The organism is Mycobacterium sp. GA-0227b (assembly GCF_001499855.1).
Taxonomy (GTDB): domain Bacteria; phylum Actinomycetota; class Actinomycetes; order Mycobacteriales; family Mycobacteriaceae; genus Mycobacterium.
Genome location: NZ_LQIK01000023.1, coordinates 413,342 through 429,349, shown reverse-complemented (window position 1 = coordinate 429,349; position 16,008 = coordinate 413,342). Strand labels below are relative to the sequence as shown.

The 16,008-nt window shown below is 67.3% G+C and carries 19 protein-coding genes; 9 read left to right on the top strand and 10 right to left on the bottom strand.

Translation table 11 applies throughout. From position 1 onward, the window contains the following. Window positions 1–28 precede the first annotated feature (28 nt). Together AU185_RS15615 and gatB are read left to right on the top strand one after the other, a co-directional pair. Window positions 29–502: a MarR family winged helix-turn-helix transcriptional regulator gene (locus AU185_RS15615; protein ID WP_059099579.1), complete on the top strand. Its 474-nt coding sequence runs from the start codon at window positions 29–31 to the stop codon at window positions 500–502. Between the two features lie 24 nt (window positions 503–526). Further along, a complete protein-coding gene (gene gatB / locus AU185_RS15610) occupies window positions 527–2,029 on the top strand; it encodes an Asp-tRNA(Asn)/Glu-tRNA(Gln) amidotransferase subunit GatB (protein ID WP_059099580.1) in 1,503 nt (500 codons plus the stop codon). A gap of 69 nt (window positions 2,030–2,098) precedes the next feature. Here gatB and AU185_RS15605 read toward each other — a convergent pair whose 3' ends face one another. Beyond that, complete coding sequence (locus tag AU185_RS15605; protein ID WP_059099581.1) at window positions 2,099–2,701, bottom strand: TetR/AcrR family transcriptional regulator; 603 nt, start codon at window positions 2,699–2,701, stop codon at window positions 2,099–2,101. Between the two features lie 98 nt (window positions 2,702–2,799). Here AU185_RS15605 and AU185_RS15600 point away from each other — a divergent pair, with 98 nt between their 5' ends. Continuing rightward, complete coding sequence (locus AU185_RS15600; RefSeq protein WP_059099582.1) at window positions 2,800–3,537, top strand: SDR family NAD(P)-dependent oxidoreductase; 738 nt, start codon at window positions 2,800–2,802, stop codon at window positions 3,535–3,537. 18 nt (window positions 3,538–3,555) lie between these two features. Here the strand turns inward: AU185_RS15600 and AU185_RS15595 are convergent, their stop codons facing one another. Further along, window positions 3,556–4,677 carry a PQQ-dependent sugar dehydrogenase gene (locus tag AU185_RS15595; protein ID WP_059099583.1) on the bottom strand — a complete coding sequence of 374 codons (1,122 nt, stop codon included), beginning with the start codon at window positions 4,675–4,677 and terminating at the stop codon, window positions 3,556–3,558. A gap of 138 nt (window positions 4,678–4,815) precedes the next feature. On the opposite strand from AU185_RS15595, the gene AU185_RS15590 reads away from it, so the two are divergent. Beyond that, window positions 4,816–5,649 (top strand): DoxX family protein, encoded by an 834-nt coding sequence (locus AU185_RS15590; protein ID WP_082683907.1) that lies wholly within the window; start codon window positions 4,816–4,818, stop codon window positions 5,647–5,649. Here AU185_RS15590 and AU185_RS15585 read toward each other — a convergent pair. Beyond that, window positions 5,646–5,993: a PH domain-containing protein gene (locus tag AU185_RS15585; protein ID WP_059099585.1), complete on the bottom strand. Its 348-nt coding sequence runs from the start codon at window positions 5,991–5,993 to the stop codon at window positions 5,646–5,648. The two genes, AU185_RS15590 and AU185_RS15585, sit on opposite strands and share 4 nt — an antisense overlap. A 339-nt stretch (window positions 5,994–6,332) precedes the next feature. On the opposite strand from AU185_RS15585, the gene AU185_RS15580 reads away from it, so the two are divergent. From AU185_RS15580 to ilvC, 3 genes are read left to right on the top strand one after another with little or no spacing between them, the layout of a single operon-like run. Beyond that, complete coding sequence (locus AU185_RS15580) at window positions 6,333–8,201, top strand: acetolactate synthase large subunit (RefSeq protein ID WP_059099586.1); 1,869 nt, start codon at window positions 6,333–6,335, stop codon at window positions 8,199–8,201. Beyond that, window positions 8,198–8,704 carry an acetolactate synthase small subunit gene (gene ilvN / locus AU185_RS15575; RefSeq protein ID WP_059099587.1) on the top strand — a complete coding sequence of 169 codons (507 nt, stop codon included), beginning with the start codon at window positions 8,198–8,200 and terminating at the stop codon, window positions 8,702–8,704. The genes AU185_RS15580 and ilvN overlap by 4 nt, the downstream gene beginning before the upstream one ends. Window positions 8,705–8,746: 42 nt before the next feature. Then, window positions 8,747–9,748 carry a ketol-acid reductoisomerase gene (gene ilvC, locus AU185_RS15570; RefSeq protein WP_172800191.1) on the top strand — a complete coding sequence of 334 codons (1,002 nt, stop codon included), beginning with the start codon at window positions 8,747–8,749 and terminating at the stop codon, window positions 9,746–9,748. Between the two features lie 51 nt (window positions 9,749–9,799). On the opposite strand, the gene AU185_RS15565 is transcribed toward ilvC, so the two are convergent. Beyond that, on the bottom strand, window positions 9,800–10,234 hold the full coding sequence (locus tag AU185_RS15565; protein WP_059099589.1) for a hypothetical protein: 435 nt from the start codon (window positions 10,232–10,234) through the stop codon (window positions 9,800–9,802). 122 nt (window positions 10,235–10,356) lie between these two features. Between AU185_RS15565 and AU185_RS15560 the strand changes: the two genes are divergently transcribed. Continuing rightward, a complete protein-coding gene (locus AU185_RS15560; protein WP_059099590.1) occupies window positions 10,357–11,193 on the top strand; it encodes a MerR family transcriptional regulator in 837 nt (278 codons plus the stop codon). A gap of 53 nt (window positions 11,194–11,246) precedes the next feature. Beyond that, window positions 11,247–11,810: an isopentenyl-diphosphate Delta-isomerase gene (gene idi, locus AU185_RS15555; RefSeq protein ID WP_059099591.1), complete on the top strand. Its 564-nt coding sequence runs from the start codon at window positions 11,247–11,249 to the stop codon at window positions 11,808–11,810. A gap of 32 nt (window positions 11,811–11,842) precedes the next feature. Here the strand turns inward: idi and AU185_RS15550 are convergent, their stop codons facing one another. The 6 genes from AU185_RS15550 to AU185_RS15525 are packed head-to-tail and all read right to left on the bottom strand — an operon-like array spanning window position 11,843 to window position 16,007. Then, a complete protein-coding gene (locus AU185_RS15550; RefSeq protein WP_059099592.1) occupies window positions 11,843–12,052 on the bottom strand; it encodes a hypervirulence associated TUDOR domain-containing protein in 210 nt (69 codons plus the stop codon). Window positions 12,053–12,090: 38 nt separating this feature from the next. Then, the gene (locus AU185_RS15545; RefSeq protein ID WP_059099593.1) at window positions 12,091–13,098 is read right to left on the bottom strand and encodes a Rieske (2Fe-2S) protein; all 1,008 of its coding nucleotides are present in this window, start codon (window positions 13,096–13,098) and stop codon (window positions 12,091–12,093) included. Then, window positions 13,095–14,612 carry an FAD-dependent oxidoreductase gene (locus AU185_RS15540; RefSeq protein ID WP_059099594.1) on the bottom strand — a complete coding sequence of 506 codons (1,518 nt, stop codon included), beginning with the start codon at window positions 14,610–14,612 and terminating at the stop codon, window positions 13,095–13,097. The genes AU185_RS15545 and AU185_RS15540 overlap by 4 nt, the downstream gene beginning before the upstream one ends. Then, window positions 14,609–15,340, bottom strand: a complete 732-nt coding sequence (locus tag AU185_RS15535; RefSeq protein ID WP_059099595.1) for a class I SAM-dependent methyltransferase — start codon at window positions 15,338–15,340, stop codon at window positions 14,609–14,611. The genes AU185_RS15540 and AU185_RS15535 overlap by 4 nt, the downstream gene beginning before the upstream one ends. Next, window positions 15,337–15,666: a lycopene cyclase domain-containing protein gene (locus tag AU185_RS15530; protein ID WP_059099596.1), complete on the bottom strand. Its 330-nt coding sequence runs from the start codon at window positions 15,664–15,666 to the stop codon at window positions 15,337–15,339. The genes AU185_RS15535 and AU185_RS15530 overlap by 4 nt, the downstream gene beginning before the upstream one ends. Further along, the gene (locus AU185_RS15525) at window positions 15,663–16,007 is read right to left on the bottom strand and encodes a lycopene cyclase domain-containing protein (protein WP_059099597.1); all 345 of its coding nucleotides are present in this window, start codon (window positions 16,005–16,007) and stop codon (window positions 15,663–15,665) included. Before AU185_RS15525 ends, AU185_RS15530 begins: the two co-directional genes overlap by 4 nt. Window position 16,008 lies beyond the last annotated feature (1 nt).

Sequence of the window (16,008 nt, the reverse complement as noted above, 5' to 3'; positions counted from 1 at the left end):
CTATCATCTAAGGTGCTAGTGTCGCCCTATGGCCGAGCGCTCGCCCGGTATCGCCGGACTGCACGAGCGGATTCCGTTTCTCCTTTCTCAGCTCGGCGTTTACCTCGCCGAGGATTTCGTGCGCCGGCTCGAGCCCTTCGGTGTCGATCCGCGGTCCTATGCGGTGCTCAAGGCGCTCAGCGAGGACGACGGCCGGTCGCAGCGCCAGCTGTCGACGCAGCTCGGCATTCACCGCAACGTGATGGTCGCGGTCGTCGACAAGCTGGAAGGTCAGGGTCTGGTCAAGCGGCTGCCGCACCCCGGCGACCGGCGGGCGTTCGCGGTGACGCTGACCGACAGGGCTCGCGAAATGCTTCCGGGACTTGATGCGCAGGGCGATGCGCAGGAGGACGAGATCACCGCGACGTTGTCGGAGAACGACCGCGTTACCGTGCGCCGGCTCCTGCAACAGATGGCGGTGGCGGCCGGACTCACCCCAGGTGTGCACCCCAAACTGGGGTAGGGCGGGCCCACTAGGATCGGTCGCATGACTGTCGCCGCCGCCGAACTCATTGACTACGACGACGTGGTCGCGCGATACGAGCCGGTGCTGGGCTTGGAAGTGCACGTCGAGCTGTCCACCGCGACCAAGATGTTCTGCAGCTGCGCCAACAAGTTCGGAGCCGAGCCCAACACCCAGGTGTGCCCGGTCTGTCTGGGGCTGCCGGGGTCGCTGCCGGTGCTCAACGAGAAGGCCGTCGAGTCGGCGATCCGGATCGGGCTCGCGCTGAACTGTGAGATCGTGCCGTGGTGCCGCTTCGCGCGGAAGAACTACTTCTATCCGGACATGCCGAAGAACTACCAGATCTCGCAATACGACGAGCCGATCGCGATCAACGGTTTCCTCGACGTGCCGCTCGATGACGGGTCCACCTGGCGGGTCGAGATCGAGCGGGCCCACATGGAAGAGGACACCGGCAAACTGACCCATCTCGGCAGCGACACCGGCCGCATCGAGGGTGCGACGACCTCGCTGATCGACTACAACCGGTCCGGGGTGCCGCTGATCGAGATCGTCACCAAGCCGATCGAGGGGACCGGTGCGCGCGCTCCCGAGATCGCCCGTGCGTATGTGACCGCGCTGCGGGATCTCTTGCGGGGCTTGGGCGTATCCGACGTACGGATGGACCAGGGGTCGATGCGCTGCGATTCCAACGTCTCACTCAAGCCCATCGGGCAGAAGCAGTTCGGGACCCGCACCGAGAACAAGAACGTCAACTCGCTCAAGAGCGTCGAGGTCGCCGTCCGTTACGAGATGCGCCGCCAGGCAGCGGTTCTCGATTCGGGAGGACACGTCACGCAGGAGACCCGACACTTCCACGAGGACGGCTACACCTCCCCGGGCCGGAGCAAGGAAACCGCCGAGGACTACCGGTACTTCCCCGAACCCGACCTCGAGCCGGTGGCTGCCGACGCCGAGTGGGTGGAGCGGCTGCGTCGCACGATCCCCGAACTTCCGTGGTTGCTGCGCAAGCGGATTCAGGACGACTGGGGCATTTCCGACGAGGTCATGCGCGACCTCGTCAACATCGGAGCTCTGGATCTGATCGCCGAGACCGTCGCACAGGGGGCGTCCAGCGACGCCGCCCGGGCATGGTGGGGAAATTTCCTGGTGCAGAAGGCCAACGAGTCAGGCGTCGAACTGGACGCGCTGCCCATCACGCCCGCGCAGGTGGCCGCGGTGGTCAAGCTCGTCGACGACGGCAAGTTGTCGAACAAGTTGGCCCGCCAGGTCGTCGAGGGTGTGCTCGCCGGTGAAGGCGAACCCGAACAGGTGATGAAGGACCGCGGCCTCGAGGTCGTGCGTGACGACTCGGCGCTGCAGTCCGCCGTCGACGAGGCGCTGGCGGCCAACCCCGGCATCGTCGAGAAGATCCGCGGCGGCAAGGTGCAGGCCGCAGGCGCGATCGTCGGCGCCGTGATGAAGGCGACCAAGGGACAGGCCGACGCGGCCCGGGTGCGCGAACTGGTCTTGGCTGCTTGCTCCTGACCGCGAGACCGCGCTGAGGGCTGTTCGCCCGGGCCGAACCACAGCCCTGGACGCAGGTTCGCGAATGCTTCAGCCAATGAGACTGTCCCAAGCGGCGATCGCGGCTTCGGCGATCGCCGACAGCTTGGTTGTGTCCGCGCCATCGCGGGCCTGAATCGCCATCCCGTGGTTCACGGTGTTGTAGAACGCGGCGATCGTCGCGGCGTCGGCACCGGGGGGTACGTCACCGTCTGCGATGCCGCGTTCGACGCGCGCACGGAAGGCGTCCTCGGTGGCGATCCGCCACTCCGCGAGGTGTTCATGCACTGACCGGGTGCGCTCGGTGCATGTGGTGGCGGCGAGCACGATCATGCAGCCACGAGGTTTGTCGGGATCGCAGAACACGTCGGCGTGGTGTCTCAGCACCCCCGCGATGGCGTCGCGCGCGGTTGGCCGATCGCGCAATTCGGCGGCCGCCGCGGCGCCCAAGGTCTGGTCGTAGTGGGCGACGGCCTCGCGGAACAACTCCTCCTTGGAGCCGAACGCCGCGTACAAGCTCGGTGAGTTGATTCCCATCGATGTCGTCAGGTCCGTCATCGACGCACCTTCATAGCCGTGTTGCCAGAACACCTCCATGGCCCGCTCCAACGCGTCCGTTCGGTCGAAGGTGCGGGGCCTGCCGCGTGACACCATCCGCACCCCTCCTTTTGTATCGAACGACAAAGTAATCGTTGACAAGTATAAGCACGTCAGGCAATTATGTATCGAACGACACAAAAAAGGAGAACGCCATGTCGGACCTGTCGGGAAAGACCGCCCTGGTTACCGGAGGCAGCAGGGGCATCGGGGCCGCCATCGCGGCTCGGCTCGCCGAACTCGGCGCGGACGTCGCCATCACCTACGCCCGGTTCAAGGAGCGTGCCGACGACGTGATCGACGGGGTCACTGCGCAGGGCCGCCGCGGCCTGGCCATTCAGGCGGACAGCGCCTCCGTCGACGTGGTGGCCGCCGTCGAACAGACGAACGCCGAGTTGGGCCGGCTCGACATCCTCGTCAACAACGCGGGCGTCTTCCCGTACGGCCCGATCGACGACGTCTCGGTCGACGAAATCGATCGCACGCTCGCCATCCACGCCCGCGCGGTTTACCTGGCCAGCCAGGCCGCGCTGCGGCACATGCCCGACGGTGGCCGGATCGTCAGCATCGGCAGCAATCTGGCGGAACGCGTGCCCTTTCCGGGCGTCACGCTGTATTCGATGAGCAAGGCCGCCCTCGTCGGGTTCACCAAGGGCCTGGCGCGCGACGTCGGCGGTCGCAACATCACCGTCAACCTCGTGCAACCCGGCTCGACCGACACCGACATGAACCCCGCCGACGCTGCCGGTGCCGACGAACAACGAGCGATGAGCGCGCTCGGCCGGTACGCCGCCGCCCGTGATGTCGCCGATGCCGTCGCATTCTTGGCGGGCCCGGGCGCGTCCAACATCACCGGCGCGGTGCTCACCGTCGACGGTGGAACGAATGCGTGACCCGCGATGGCGAGGGGATCAGGTGTTGTCGGCGTTCTGCCGCGGGAACCCGCCGCCCTGCGGGAACAACGGGAAGACGACGTCGTCTAGTCGTTGTGCGTCGCCTGCCGTCTTGTTGACCGTCGCGCCCCAGACGTTGCCGTCGGGCGACATCGCCAGCGCCCAGGCGTGGCCGTGCTGATCCTGCCGCACGACCTCGGGGTCGCCGGTGACCGCGCCGGTATCGGGAGCGAGCCGCACGGCGACCGTCTGCTTGGTGTTGACGAGGTTGACCAACACCGTGCCGTCGAGCGCCGCGCAGCCCGCCACGCCCGGACGGTCGGGCCAGGTCCACACCGTCGACGTCCTGGAGTCCTTGGTGATGCGCTGCAACCGGTCGCCGGACGGCGCGCGATCGGTGACGTACAGCGACCCGTCCGAGTGGTCGATGCACATGCCGCCGGCAGCGCCCAAGCCCGACAGCGCCGTCGTCGTCGGGGCCTGGTCCACCGTGGTGGGCTGTTCGATGCGCAACACCTTGCCGGCCAACGAGTCCGGATTCGCCGCATCGGCGGGATTGCCCGCGTCGCCGGTCTGCACCAGCAGCGTCGTGGGGCTGGTGAAGATCAATGCTCCCGTGTTCCCGGTGGCGCCCTTCGGGATGCCGGTCAGGATCGGCTTGGGGATGTCGCCGTCGGCGATGCGGATGACCCGGTTGTCCGTCGGCGTGCTGACATAGGCGTACATCAGCCGATCCTGTTGATACGTCGGCGAGAGCACGATGTCCATCAGCCCGCCGTCACCCGAGCCGTCGACCGGTAGCGTGGTCTTGACCTTGGGTTCAGCCCGGACCGAAATCTCCTTGACCACACCGGTCGTGCGCTCGGCGACCAGAGCCGACTGGCTGTCGGGCAGCATGATCAGCCCGCTCGTGCTCTCCAGGCAGCCCTGCATGACGCCGGGTGCCGGGCACTCCTTCGGGAACGGCGTCGGAGGCAGCGGAGGCGGGGGCGGCGGCGTCGATGTCGGACCCGGCTCGAGCTTCGGCTCCGTGGTGAACGGTTGCGACTGCGCGTCGTCGAACCGCGCACACCCGGACCCGACGAGCGCCGCCGCGCACAACACGGCGAGCACGCCCCTCATCGGCCGGCGCAGTTTCATGCGAGCCAGGTTACGGATCATTCGGCGGGACGCGCCATGCACACCGGTTTGACGTCGCCGCGGGGACCTCGTGAATTAAGGTCCGAAAGCACCGCGCCAATACCCGGCTAGCGGGTGACTAGCACTTACGCTGGCAACGTGACCAGTCATTCCAATGACCCACTCGCCTGGCAGCGGCCCGACGACGCGGCTGGGCGGCCCGTGTCGGCGAGCCTGGTCGATCCCGAGGACGATCTGCCGTCCGCCAACTACGCGGGCGATTTCGAAACCACCGCAATCCCGCACTACGACGACGCCAACGGCACCGCTTCGGGCACGCCGGGGTTCGGGTTACTCAACGAACCCGAGCCGCTGCCGTACGTGCAGCCCGGCGGGCGGCATGCGATGACCGGCTTCGCGGCCGAACCGGCCGAAATCGAACCCGAGCCGCTCGGTCGTGCGACGGACCGGCGCGGCACCCTCGACCTCGGCATTCTTCTGTTGCGGGTTGCGATCGGCGCGCTGTTCATCGGCCACGGCCTACAGAAGGCCTTCGGCCTGTGGGGCGGGCCCGGGCTCAACGGTTGGGAGGCGGAACTGTCCGACATGGGCTTCCGCTACGCCGACATCCTGACCTACGTCGCCACCGGCGGTCAGATCGCCGCCGGGGTGTTGCTGATCCTGGGTCTGTTCACGCCGGTGGCGGCCGCCGGCGCGCTGGCTTACCTGGTGACCGGCGTGCTGGCCGACGCGATGGAGGCCCACGAAGCGGCGCGGCTGTCGGATTTCCTCACCGACGGGCATGAGTACAAGGTGTTCCTGGTGTGCGCGGTGGCCGCTCTCGTGCTCACCGGCCCCGGCCGGTACGGGTTCGACGCCGGCCGCGGGTGGGCGCGCCGGCCGTTCATCGGGTCGTTCGGTGCGCTGGTGCTCGGCGCGGGCGCGGGTGTCGCGATCTGGGTGCTGTTCAACGGCGGCAACCCGCTCGCCTAACCCTGCGAATACGGGTTCGGCACGCGGCCGCCGCTGGCCTCGGTCAGCAGCGGCAGAGTCGCAAACGTCACCGCCGGCAGACGCAGGTCCCTACCGTCCTTGAGATGGGCGTAGGCCGCAGAACCCTTACCGAACCGCAGACCGTCGACGTCGTCCCATCGCACCGTCTCGCTGCCCAGCAGGGATCGTGCGGTGACGGTGTCGCGGTCGGCAACGGTCCGGTAGCGCACGACATAGACCGACAGTCCGATCGGAATGATCAGCAGGACGGCCACCCAGGTCAGCCCCGCCAGAACCAGCGAAAGCAGGCTCAGCGCCAGGAATCCCACCGCGAAATGCGCCATGGGCGAGATTCGGATGACGACGGGGGCGGGTACGGCGTCGGGACTCACCTGGTCATCTTCGCACCGCTGCTGCGCGGGCCGGGAAATCGACCGCCGGGGTGCCGCAATTTGACCTGTGACCAGTGCGGAGGCTACGGTCGACGGTTATGCAGGCCGTGGGGTTGCTCGTAGTAATTGGGAAGCGCGTTGATGCCGCGCTCGCCCTTACTCGGGCATAACCACCGGCACCGACGCGCGACCCTCGTACAGCAGCCCAGCTGTCGGGGGTTTTTTCTTTCCCGACCACTGATTTGAGACCCTAGAAACGGATCCGGACCAGGATTTAGGAGAACGAACACCGTGAGCGCACCAACCACCCGACCGCTGCAGCAAGCGGCGGCGACCGTGCCCGACGATGGACATGCCGCGAAACCTGCGGCCAAGCCGGCGCCCACGCCGGCCAAACGGCTTGCGCCGCAACAGATGACCGGTGCTCAGGCGGTGATCCGATCGCTCGAGGAACTCGACGTCGACACGATCTTCGGGATCCCCGGCGGGGCGGTGCTGCCCGTTTACGACCCGCTGTTCGACTCGCAGAAACTGCGCCATGTGCTGGTCCGTCACGAGCAGGGTGCGGGACACGCGGCCAGCGGTTACGCGCACGCGACCGGCAAGGTCGGCGTGATGATGGCCACCTCGGGTCCCGGCGCCACGAACCTCGTCACGCCACTGGCCGATGCGCACATGGACTCGATCCCGGTGGTGGCGATCACCGGCCAGGTCGGACGCGGACTGATCGGCACCGACGCGTTCCAGGAGGCCGACATCTCCGGCATCACGATGCCGATCACCAAGCACAACTTCCTGGTGCGCAGCGGCGATGAGATCCCGCAGGCGATCGCCGAGGCGTTCCACATCGCCTCGTCGGGCCGCCCCGGTCCGGTGCTCGTCGACATCCCCAAGGATGTCCTGCAGGGCCAGTGCACGTTCAGCTGGCCGCCGCGCGTCGACCTGCCCGGCTACAAGCCCAACACCAAACCGCACAGCCGCCAGATCCGCGAGGCCGCCAAGCTGATCGCGGCGGCCCGCAAGCCGGTGCTCTACGTCGGCGGCGGCGTGATCCGCGGCGAGGCCAGCCCCGAGCTGCTGGAACTCGCGGAGCTGACCGGCATACCCGTCGTCACCACGCTGATGGCGCGCGGGGCGTTCCCTGACAGCCATCCGCAGAACGTGGGCATGCCGGGGATGCACGGCACGGTGTCCGCGGTGGCCGCGCTGCAGCGCAGCGACCTGTTGATCGCGCTGGGCACCCGCTTCGACGACCGGGTGACCGGCAGGCTGGATTCCTTTGCGCCCGAGGCCAAGGTGATTCACGCCGACATCGACCCGGCCGAGATCGGCAAGAACCGCCACGCCGACGTCCCCATCGTCGGTGACGTCAAGGCGGTGATCGTCGAGCTGATCGCGGCCCTGCACCGGGACGGCATCATCGGCGCTATCCACATCGACAACTGGCTCGAGTATCTGCGCGGCGTGCAGGCGACTTACCCGTTGAGTTACGGGCCGCAGAGCGACGGCAGCCTGTCGCCGGAGTACGTGATCGAGACGCTGGGCAAGATGGCCGGGCCGGAGGCGGTGTACGTGGCAGGCGTCGGCCAGCACCAGATGTGGGCCGCGCAGTTCATCTCCTACGAGAACCCCAAGACGTGGCTCAATTCCGGCGGGCTCGGCACCATGGGCTACGCCGTGCCCGCGGCGATGGGGGCCAAGTTCGGCCGGCCGGAGGCCGAGGTGTGGGCCATCGACGGCGACGGTTGTTTCCAGATGACCAACCAGGAGCTGGCCACCTGTGCTGTCGAGGGCGCGCCGATCAAGGTCGCGGTCATCAACAACGGGAACCTCGGCATGGTGCGGCAGTGGCAGACGCTGTTCTACGAAGAGCGGTACAGCCAAACGGATCTGGCCACCCACAGCCGTCGCATCCCCGACTTCGTCAAGCTGGCCGAGGCGCTGGGTTGCGTCGGATTGCGTTGTGAGCGAGCCGAAGACGTCGAGGATGTGATCAGGCAGGCGCGTGAGATCAACGACCGTCCGGTGGTGATCGACTTCATCGTCGGCGCGGACGCCCAGGTGTGGCCGATGGTCGCGGCGGGCACCAGCAACGACGAGATCCAGGCCGCTCGCGGTATCCGTCCGCTGTTCGACGATCCGGAAGAAGGACACGCATGAGCACCACCACGCAGACGTTATCGGTGCTCGTCGAGGACAAACCCGGCGTGCTGGCCAGGGTCGCGTCGCTGTTCTCGCGGCGCGGTTTCAACATTCAGTCCCTGGCGGTCGGAGCGACCGAGCAGAAGAACATGTCGCGGATGACGATCGTCGTCAGCGTGGAGGAAGCGCCTCTCGAGCAGATCACCAAGCAGCTCAACAAGCTGGTGAATGTGATCAAAATCGTTGAGCAGGAAGAAGAGAACTCGGTCTCCCGTGAGCTTGCACTGATCAAGGTGCGCACCGACGCGTCGACCCGCGGTCAGGTCATCGAGGCGGTGAACCTGTTCCGGGCCAAGGTCGTCGACGTGTCGACGGAGTCGTTGACGATCGAGGCGACCGGCACGCCCGAGAAGCTCGAGGCGCTACTACGGGTGTTGGAGCCCTTTGGAATTCGGGAGATCGCACAGTCCGGAGTGGTGTCGCTGTCCCGCGGTCCCCGCGGGATCGCCACCACCAAGTAAGCCCCGTCAGGTGAGAGATAAGGAAATTCAGTGGCAGTAGAGATGTTCTATGACGACGACGCGGACCTGTCGATCATTCAGGGCCGCAAGGTCGGCGTCATCGGCTACGGCAGCCAGGGTCATGCGCACTCGCTGAGCCTGCGCGACTCCGGCGTGCAGGTGAAGGTGGGCCTCAAAGAGGGATCGAAGTCACGCGAGAAGGTCAGCGAGCAGGGTCTCGAGGTCGACACGCCTGCCGAGGTGGCCAAGTGGGCCGACGTGATCATGCTGCTGGCGCCCGACACCGCTCAGGCCGAGATCTTTTCCCGCGACATCGAGCCCAACCTCTCCGACGGCAACGCGCTGTTCTTCGGCCACGGCCTCAACATCCACTTCGACCTGATCAAGCCGCCGGCGAACGTCACCATCGGCATGGTCGCCCCGAAGGGCCCCGGCCACCTGGTGCGGCGCCAGTTCGTCGACGGCAAGGGCGTGCCGTGCCTGATCGCGATCGACCAGGACCCCAAGGGCGAGGGCCAGGCGCTGGCACTGTCGTACGCCAAGGGCATCGGCGGCACCCGCGCCGGCGTCATCAAGACCACGTTCAAGGACGAGACCGAAACCGATCTGTTCGGCGAGCAGGCCGTGTTGTGCGGCGGCACAGAGGAACTCGTCAAGACGGGTTTCGACGTGATGGTCGAGGCCGGGTACGCGCCCGAGCTGGCGTATTTCGAGGTGCTGCACGAGCTCAAGCTGATCGTCGATCTGATGTACGAGGGCGGCATCGCGCGGATGAACTACTCGGTGTCCGACACCGCCGAGTTCGGCGGCTACCTGTCGGGTCCGCGGGTCATCGACGCGGACACCAAGGACCGGATGCGCGACATCCTCAAGGAGATTCAGGACGGCACCTTCGTCAAGAAGCTGGTCGCCAACGTCGAGGGCGGCAACAAGGAACTCGAAGGGCTGCGCAAGAAGAACGCCGAGCACCCGATCGAGGTCACCGGCAAGAAGCTGCGCGACCTGATGAGCTGGGTGGACCGGCCGATCACCGAGACGGCGTAGCGGCGATTTGTGGAGCCGCAGCGGCGGTGAGCGCCGCCAAGACTCCACAAATCACTCGTTGGGACGGCGTTCGTGACCCGGCTTGCCGTGGGTCCGGCGCCGCTCCTTCATTTCGGACTCGTATACATGTCTGCGGCCCTGCTGTAGCTCGTCGCGCACCATGCGCTCGTGGTCGCGGAACACCGACCAGTAGCAGTCGTCGAACTCCTCGACGATCTGAAAGGTCCAGCGGCCGTGGAGCACATTGCGACCGACGAGATCGTCCTGAAGTCGGTCGGCGACCGCCGCGTGACCGGCGTCGCGCAGTTTGTCGCAGGCCTCGCCGAGCAGAACATCGGCCCGGCCCATCAGCTGATGGAACGAATACAGTTCGCCGCGCGCGCGTTCCACCCACTCCAGCGCCTCCGACAGGGCGCCGACCGCCTCGACCGTCGCGTCGTCGACTCCCTCGGGACGGCTGTTGTGATCCTTGCCCTGATCGCTCATGTCGCTACAGTTACCCCCTTCGCGGCCCCGCAATATCCAGAAGACGAATCGCTGCATCGGTTGTGCGTTGAGTTCGCCGACGGGTTTACTGTGACGAGGTCGAAACCGCAGTGGAAAGCCCGATGGACGACGCTGACGAGCCCAGGTACACCGTCCGTGTGGTAGCCGAACGTGTCGGTGTCCCAACGGCGACGCTGCGCAGCTGGAGTCAGCGCTACGGCGTGGGGCCCTCGCGCCACCGGCCCGGCCGGCATCGGCTCTACAGCGAGAACGACGTCGTGGTCGTGCGGCACATGCACGAGCTGATGGGCCAGGGCACGAGCGCGCGCAGCGCGGCGCGGCTGGCGATGGAATCCGTTCTGCCCCCACGTGGCGACGTCGACTCGTTGTTGGCGGCCGCGTTCGAACTCGACCACGTTGCGCTGGGCCGGCTGCTGGAGTCGCACCTGCATCACTTCGGCGTACTCGATACGTGGGACCTGATCGTTCGGCCGGCGTTCGCGACAATCGTTGCCAGACAGGATGCGAGCGGCGGTTGTATCGACGTCGAGCACGCGCTGTCTTGGGCGGTGTCGCGGGCGCTGCAGCGGGAGCCGCTCGCGCCGCTCGACACGTCGACGTCGGTGGTCTTGGCGTGCACCTCGCGAGAGACGCACGCACTGCCGCTCGAGGCATTGCGCGCTGCGCTCGGGGAACGTGGACACGGTGCGCTGACACTGGGCGCGGACGTTCCACTTTCGGCGCTGACCGACGCGATCGCGCGGGTGCGGCCGCCCGTCACGGTGATGTTGTGGTCGCAGACCGCCGATACCGCCGACGGGGACATGGTTGGGGCGGTGGCCGCTGATGCGGTGGTACTGCTCGGCGGACCGGGGTGGGAGGCCGTGTCCGCGGTGAAGCCGGGCGTGCGCGTGCACAGCCTGCGCGAGGCGGTGAAGTGCTGCGTACCGGGCCCGTGACGCCTGCGCATCGACTTCGCGTCGGTTAGCCCCATTCTGGGTATGTATTCGAGGTGTCAGCATCGACCACCGCCACGACGGATGAGTCCGTTGTGCTGCTCGACGAGGACGGCCGCCACATCGGCAGCGCCGCCAAGACGACCGTCCATCATGCCGCGACCCCCCTGCACCTCGGATTTTCCTGTTACCTGTTCGACGCGGACGGCCACGTGCTGTTGACCCGTCGTGCCCTGGGAAAGATGACGTGGCCGGGGGTGTGGTCGAACTCGTTTTGTGGACATCCGGCGCCGGGGGAGCAGGTCGAGAACGCGGTGCGCCGCCGCGCCGCACAGGAATTGGGCGTGTCGATCAATTCGCTGGTCTGCGTGCTGCCCGACTTCCGGTATCGCGCGGTGGCCGCCGACGGCACCGTCGAGAACGAGATCTGCCCGGTGTTCTTCGCCCGCTGCGACGACCGGCTTCGACCCGATCCGGACGAGGTCATGGAATGGATGTGGGTCTCCTGGAGGCAGCTTCGCTCGGCCGTCGGGCTGCCGTGGTCGATCAGTCCGTGGGCCATGGACCAGATACCGCTACTCGACGAGCGCTACGTGCATGGGGAGTGGCCCAGTTCCTGAGAAAGTAGCGCCTCGCTGTGTCGGCCACGGCGCTACTTCTTCTTCAGCGATTCCGGCTTGTGCACCGCGTCTCGGCCGCTCTTGTCGCTGCGTACCCGGTACTGCGGATTGTCGGAGTCGGCGCGCACGGTGCGGCCCGCGGCCTCGGTGTCCGAGGTGATCTTCTCCTCGACCGTCCCGGTCACGGTGTTGCCGTGGCTCTTCCACTGAACCTTGTCGCCCTTGCCGATGTTTGTGCTCATCAGGCGCGGATACCCGACAAAATCGATGCAAAACCGACTCAAGAGAGTTGACGGAGACGATAGAGCCGCTCGGCGTAGGCGAGGTCGTCGCGCCACAACCGCGTGGCCGCGCGTCGCATGAACGGGGTGATCAACGGTGCGCCGCGCAACGCATGGATGAAGCCGGGACGGTCGGAGTGCGCGATGACCGCTTCGATCACCGCGGTGCGGGCCGAACCGTCGCCGGCGGTCCCGAGCGGAGTGGCGTGTGTCTCCACCACGCTGCCCGCGCCTTCGCCGTCGATGATTCGCATGACGATGGTTCGCGGCTCCGGAGTGCTGAACTCCGCGATCACGGGGACACCCAGACGGCCGATCCGGAATGTGACGGCGACCAGGAAGCGGTCCGCCTCCCCCGGCAGTTCGTCGTCGGCGGCCGGCGACGAAAGGACCTCGAGTCGCGTGAAGGAGTAAGGGTGGAACCACGCCCCGTGCCAAGGGTCGAGCCGGTTGGCGATCACGTCGCGGGGTTCGCAGGTGCCGACCAGCCGGGTCACCGCGGACAGGTGTGGTCCCCGCGGACGCTTCGGCAATAGCGGTGCCGCCGTGGGTTTTTCACCGCCTAGCGCGTCGAGTCGAACCCAGGCGAGCACCCCGTCGTCATGCGTCGGATAGGGCCGCCAACTCCATGTCCGGGCGCCGTCGAAGCGCAAACCATGCCACGGGCAGATCAACGTTCCGCAGTCGTTGGTGCCCGTCGAGAGGTCCGCGCCGAGGTGTGGGCAGGCCGCGGGACCGACCGCGAGCGCACCGCCTCGGGCCCGCCACGCGACCAGTTCGATACCACCGACGGTGGCACCGATCGGCCGTTTGTCGATGGTGTCGCTGGCCGCGAACGCGTACCAGTTGCCGCTGGGCCTGCGCTGGGAGCGCCGCAGCGCGGACTGGATGACCGCCGCTTCGGCGTCGCGGTAGGTGGGCCGCTGCCCGGACCACGGGGTGCGTGAAAGTACCTCGAACGGCGTGGTTTTCGCCAACCGGGCTTTCAGGTCCGCGAACATGCTCATGTGTGCTGCCTTTCGGCCAGACGCCGCAACGGTGCGAAGCGACCCTGGGTCGGCACGGTGTGCAGATCGTGTCCAGTGAGGCCGAAGCGCTTCAACAGCAGATTGGCCGCCGTCCATCCGGTGGTGGCGGCACGCTCCATCAGCGCGACAGGCAGGTCGACGCGAATTCCGTCGCCGGCCAACACCAAACCGGCCTGCGGTGTCGCGACGGTCGGGCGGCGCGCAAAGTCACCGGGGGCGAAACGTGGGCAATCCTGACGGCACAGCACCCGCTCACCGACGATGGTGGCGCCGGCGGTCTCGGGATACAGTTCGCGCATCCGCGCCGGTAGGTGCTCGCGTACGTCGGCCGACCCGTCGGTCACCGCGTACGAATGCAACTCCACCACCGAGCCGCCGGTGCTGCGGGACCAGCTCATGGCCTCGCGCTCGTATCTCTCCAGCACACTGACATTGTCCAGCGGCGGTCGCCCGCCCGTCCCGAGAAACGCGGCGCGGTCCGGATTCACCGGCCGGTCCAGCCACAGTCGCTGCACGACGAACGGTGCGGCGGTACGCATCGCGGCGATCCGGGACCGCCATTCGACGTCGCCGAGGGCAGGCGAGCCGTCGACGATGCGCTGCAGGCCCGCCACGTCGGTCGCGAGCACGATCCCGTCCGCCTCGATGCGGGCTCCACCGTCCGTACGCACCACGAACCGGGCCCCGCCGTGCACCTCGGTCGCCGACACGCCGGTGTGTACGCGAACGCCCAGTGAATCCAGATAAGCACGCAACGGGTTCCACAGTGCCGCATCGAAGTTGGCGTTGGCGACGTCGAAGACGAGACCTTCGCTGGAACCCAGGAAGTAGATGTGGAACATCGTCGCCAGCTCCGCGGCGGAGAGCTCGGCCGGCTCGGAGAAGAAGCTTCTCGAGAACACCTCGAAGGCCAGATGGCGTGCGGGCTCGGGGAAGTTGATGTCGCGCAGGAAAGTGTCGGCATCGAGGTGATCCAGCTCGTGGTAGATCCCGGGCACCGTGACCGCGGCCAACGGTGCTGCGGCGCGCGCGTTGAGCCGCGCCAGGTCTCGCAAGCGGAACGTCGGGCTGCGCAGCGCGAAGGCCAGCGCGTTCAACGGTGGGGTGCGGGGCAGACCGCGGAAGGTATCGCACCGGCCGTGCGCATCGACGAGCGGGTAGTCCAGCACGGGGCTGAGCATTCGCAGCGCAGGGTCGATGCGCCGCAGCAGGTTTCGCAAGTTGTAGTACTGCCGGAAGAATGCGTGGAAGCCGCGGTTCATGGCCACCGGCGTGCCGTCTTCGAGCGACTCGGTCCAGCTTCCGACGCGCCCACCGAGGTAGGGCTCGCGTTCGAGGACGTCTACGCGCACCCCGCGTTCGGCCAGCCCGGTGGCCGCAGCCAGACCGGCGATGCCCGCGCCGACGACCACCACTTGCGGTCTGTCCGGCAGCGCGGCCGCGGCGGGAGAGCCGGTCGGGGCGGCGTGCGTCACGCGGCGCGGATCGGTCATCGGGGGGCCTCGGCGAGGAAGGTGTGCACGATGTTGCGTTGCCAGCCCGGCATCGTCTCGCTGCGTACCGCCGTGAACCCGTTGCGGCGCAGCCGGTTACGGAACTCGGCGGCACCGTCGAAGCGGTTCACGCTGCGGCGCAGATACCGGTATAGCGACGCGTCACCGCTGCGGAGCCGACCGCTCGGGATGATGATCGCGGCACAGACGGCGTTCCACACCGCGGTGGCCAGCCGTGAGTCCCGCACCGAGTACTCGTGCACCGCCAGCGTCGCGCCCGGCCGCAGCAGGGAACGGAACTCGCGCAGCTGGGTGTCGGGGTCGGGCAGGTTGCGCACGAGGTAGGCGGCGAAGACACCGTCGAAGGGCCCGTGGACACCGGCGGCGGCGAGGTCTTCGATGCGGCTGTGTACGAATCGGACCGTCGAGGGCCACCGCTTGGCGCGCGCCTCGGCAAGCATGCCCTGCGAGCCGTCCACGCCCACGATCTGCGCGTGCGGCGCCACGGACAGCAGCGCGGCGGTGGATGCGCCGGTGCCACACCCGGCGTCGAGCAGGCGTAGCCCGCGGCCGGCGTCGGGTAACCGCATCCGCTGTGCGGAGATCCGAAGGTGCGCGTGGTATCCCGGATTGGAGTCGACCAGCGTGTCATACGCCGGTGCGCCGTCGTCGAATGCGGCCGGAACATCGCAGGGGTCTTCGGAATGACGTCCCGCACCGACCTTCACGACACGTCCTTTCTTTGTGCGCGTAGCCGCTGCCGCTCCCACAGCAGCAGCACCGCGGTGACCATGGCCCATCCGAAAAGGAAGTCTTCGACCGGGATGTCGAACGGAAAGCGGATCCCGCTGGTGTGCTTCTCGTCGTAGATGACGATGGGTGCGCTCAACTTCGTGAGCCAGCCGTCGACCGGGATCTGGAAACCCGTCACGATGACCATCGAGATCCAGTACGCCGGTCTGCGGAACAGTCCGGTCCGCAGAACGCCCAATTCCATTGCACAGACCGCGATAACCGCCAGCACGGCGGGCACCGTGTATCCCAGTCCGATCACTTCACGCGCTCCGCTCGGTTCCGCATCCGTTGCAGCCAGCCCAGTATGGTGTCGACGGCGTTGTAGGTCAGTAGGCCGCACAGCGGGATCACCACGAAGAACAGGAGTTCCTCGACGGGCATCACGCCCGGGACGTCGATACCCGTGACGTATTGCGGGTTGTACGTCCACACGTCGGCGGCGATCGCGATGGCATCCCAGAGTACGAACACCGCCGCGACGGGGAGCACCGCGGCGGCGGCCCGCCGCGCCTGCCGGTAAACCCCTTCGCCGAGCAGTTCCAACGGCGCCGTGATCGTGAGGCAGGCGGCCAGCACGAGGAGGTACTGCCAGTTGTCCATC

Excerpts from the sequence above, each read along its gene's own strand:
- AU185_RS15615 (WP_059099579.1), top strand. The coding sequence starts at position 29 with ATGGCCGAGCGCTCGCCCGGTATCGCCGGACTGCACGAGCGGATTCCG.
- gatB (WP_059099580.1), top strand. The coding sequence starts at position 527 with ATGACTGTCGCCGCCGCCGAACTCATTGACTACGACGACGTGGTCGCG.
- AU185_RS15605 (WP_059099581.1), bottom strand. The coding sequence starts at position 2,701 with ATGGTGTCACGCGGCAGGCCCCGCACCTTCGACCGAACGGACGCGTTG.
- AU185_RS15600 (WP_059099582.1), top strand. The coding sequence starts at position 2,800 with ATGTCGGACCTGTCGGGAAAGACCGCCCTGGTTACCGGAGGCAGCAGG.
- AU185_RS15595 (WP_059099583.1), bottom strand. The coding sequence starts at position 4,677 with ATGAAACTGCGCCGGCCGATGAGGGGCGTGCTCGCCGTGTTGTGCGCG.
- AU185_RS15585 (WP_059099585.1), bottom strand. The coding sequence starts at position 5,993 with ATGGCGCATTTCGCGGTGGGATTCCTGGCGCTGAGCCTGCTTTCGCTG.
- ilvN (WP_059099587.1), top strand. The coding sequence starts at position 8,198 with ATGAGCACCACCACGCAGACGTTATCGGTGCTCGTCGAGGACAAACCC.
- ilvC (WP_172800191.1), top strand. The coding sequence starts at position 8,747 with ATGTTCTATGACGACGACGCGGACCTGTCGATCATTCAGGGCCGCAAG.
- AU185_RS15565 (WP_059099589.1), bottom strand. The coding sequence starts at position 10,234 with ATGAGCGATCAGGGCAAGGATCACAACAGCCGTCCCGAGGGAGTCGAC.
- AU185_RS15560 (WP_059099590.1), top strand. The coding sequence starts at position 10,357 with ATGGACGACGCTGACGAGCCCAGGTACACCGTCCGTGTGGTAGCCGAA.
- AU185_RS15550 (WP_059099592.1), bottom strand. The coding sequence starts at position 12,052 with ATGAGCACAAACATCGGCAAGGGCGACAAGGTTCAGTGGAAGAGCCAC.
- AU185_RS15545 (WP_059099593.1), bottom strand. The coding sequence starts at position 13,098 with ATGAGCATGTTCGCGGACCTGAAAGCCCGGTTGGCGAAAACCACGCCG.
- AU185_RS15540 (WP_059099594.1), bottom strand. The coding sequence starts at position 14,612 with ATGACCGATCCGCGCCGCGTGACGCACGCCGCCCCGACCGGCTCTCCC.
- AU185_RS15525 (WP_059099597.1), bottom strand. The coding sequence starts at position 16,007 with ATGGACAACTGGCAGTACCTCCTCGTGCTGGCCGCCTGCCTCACGATC.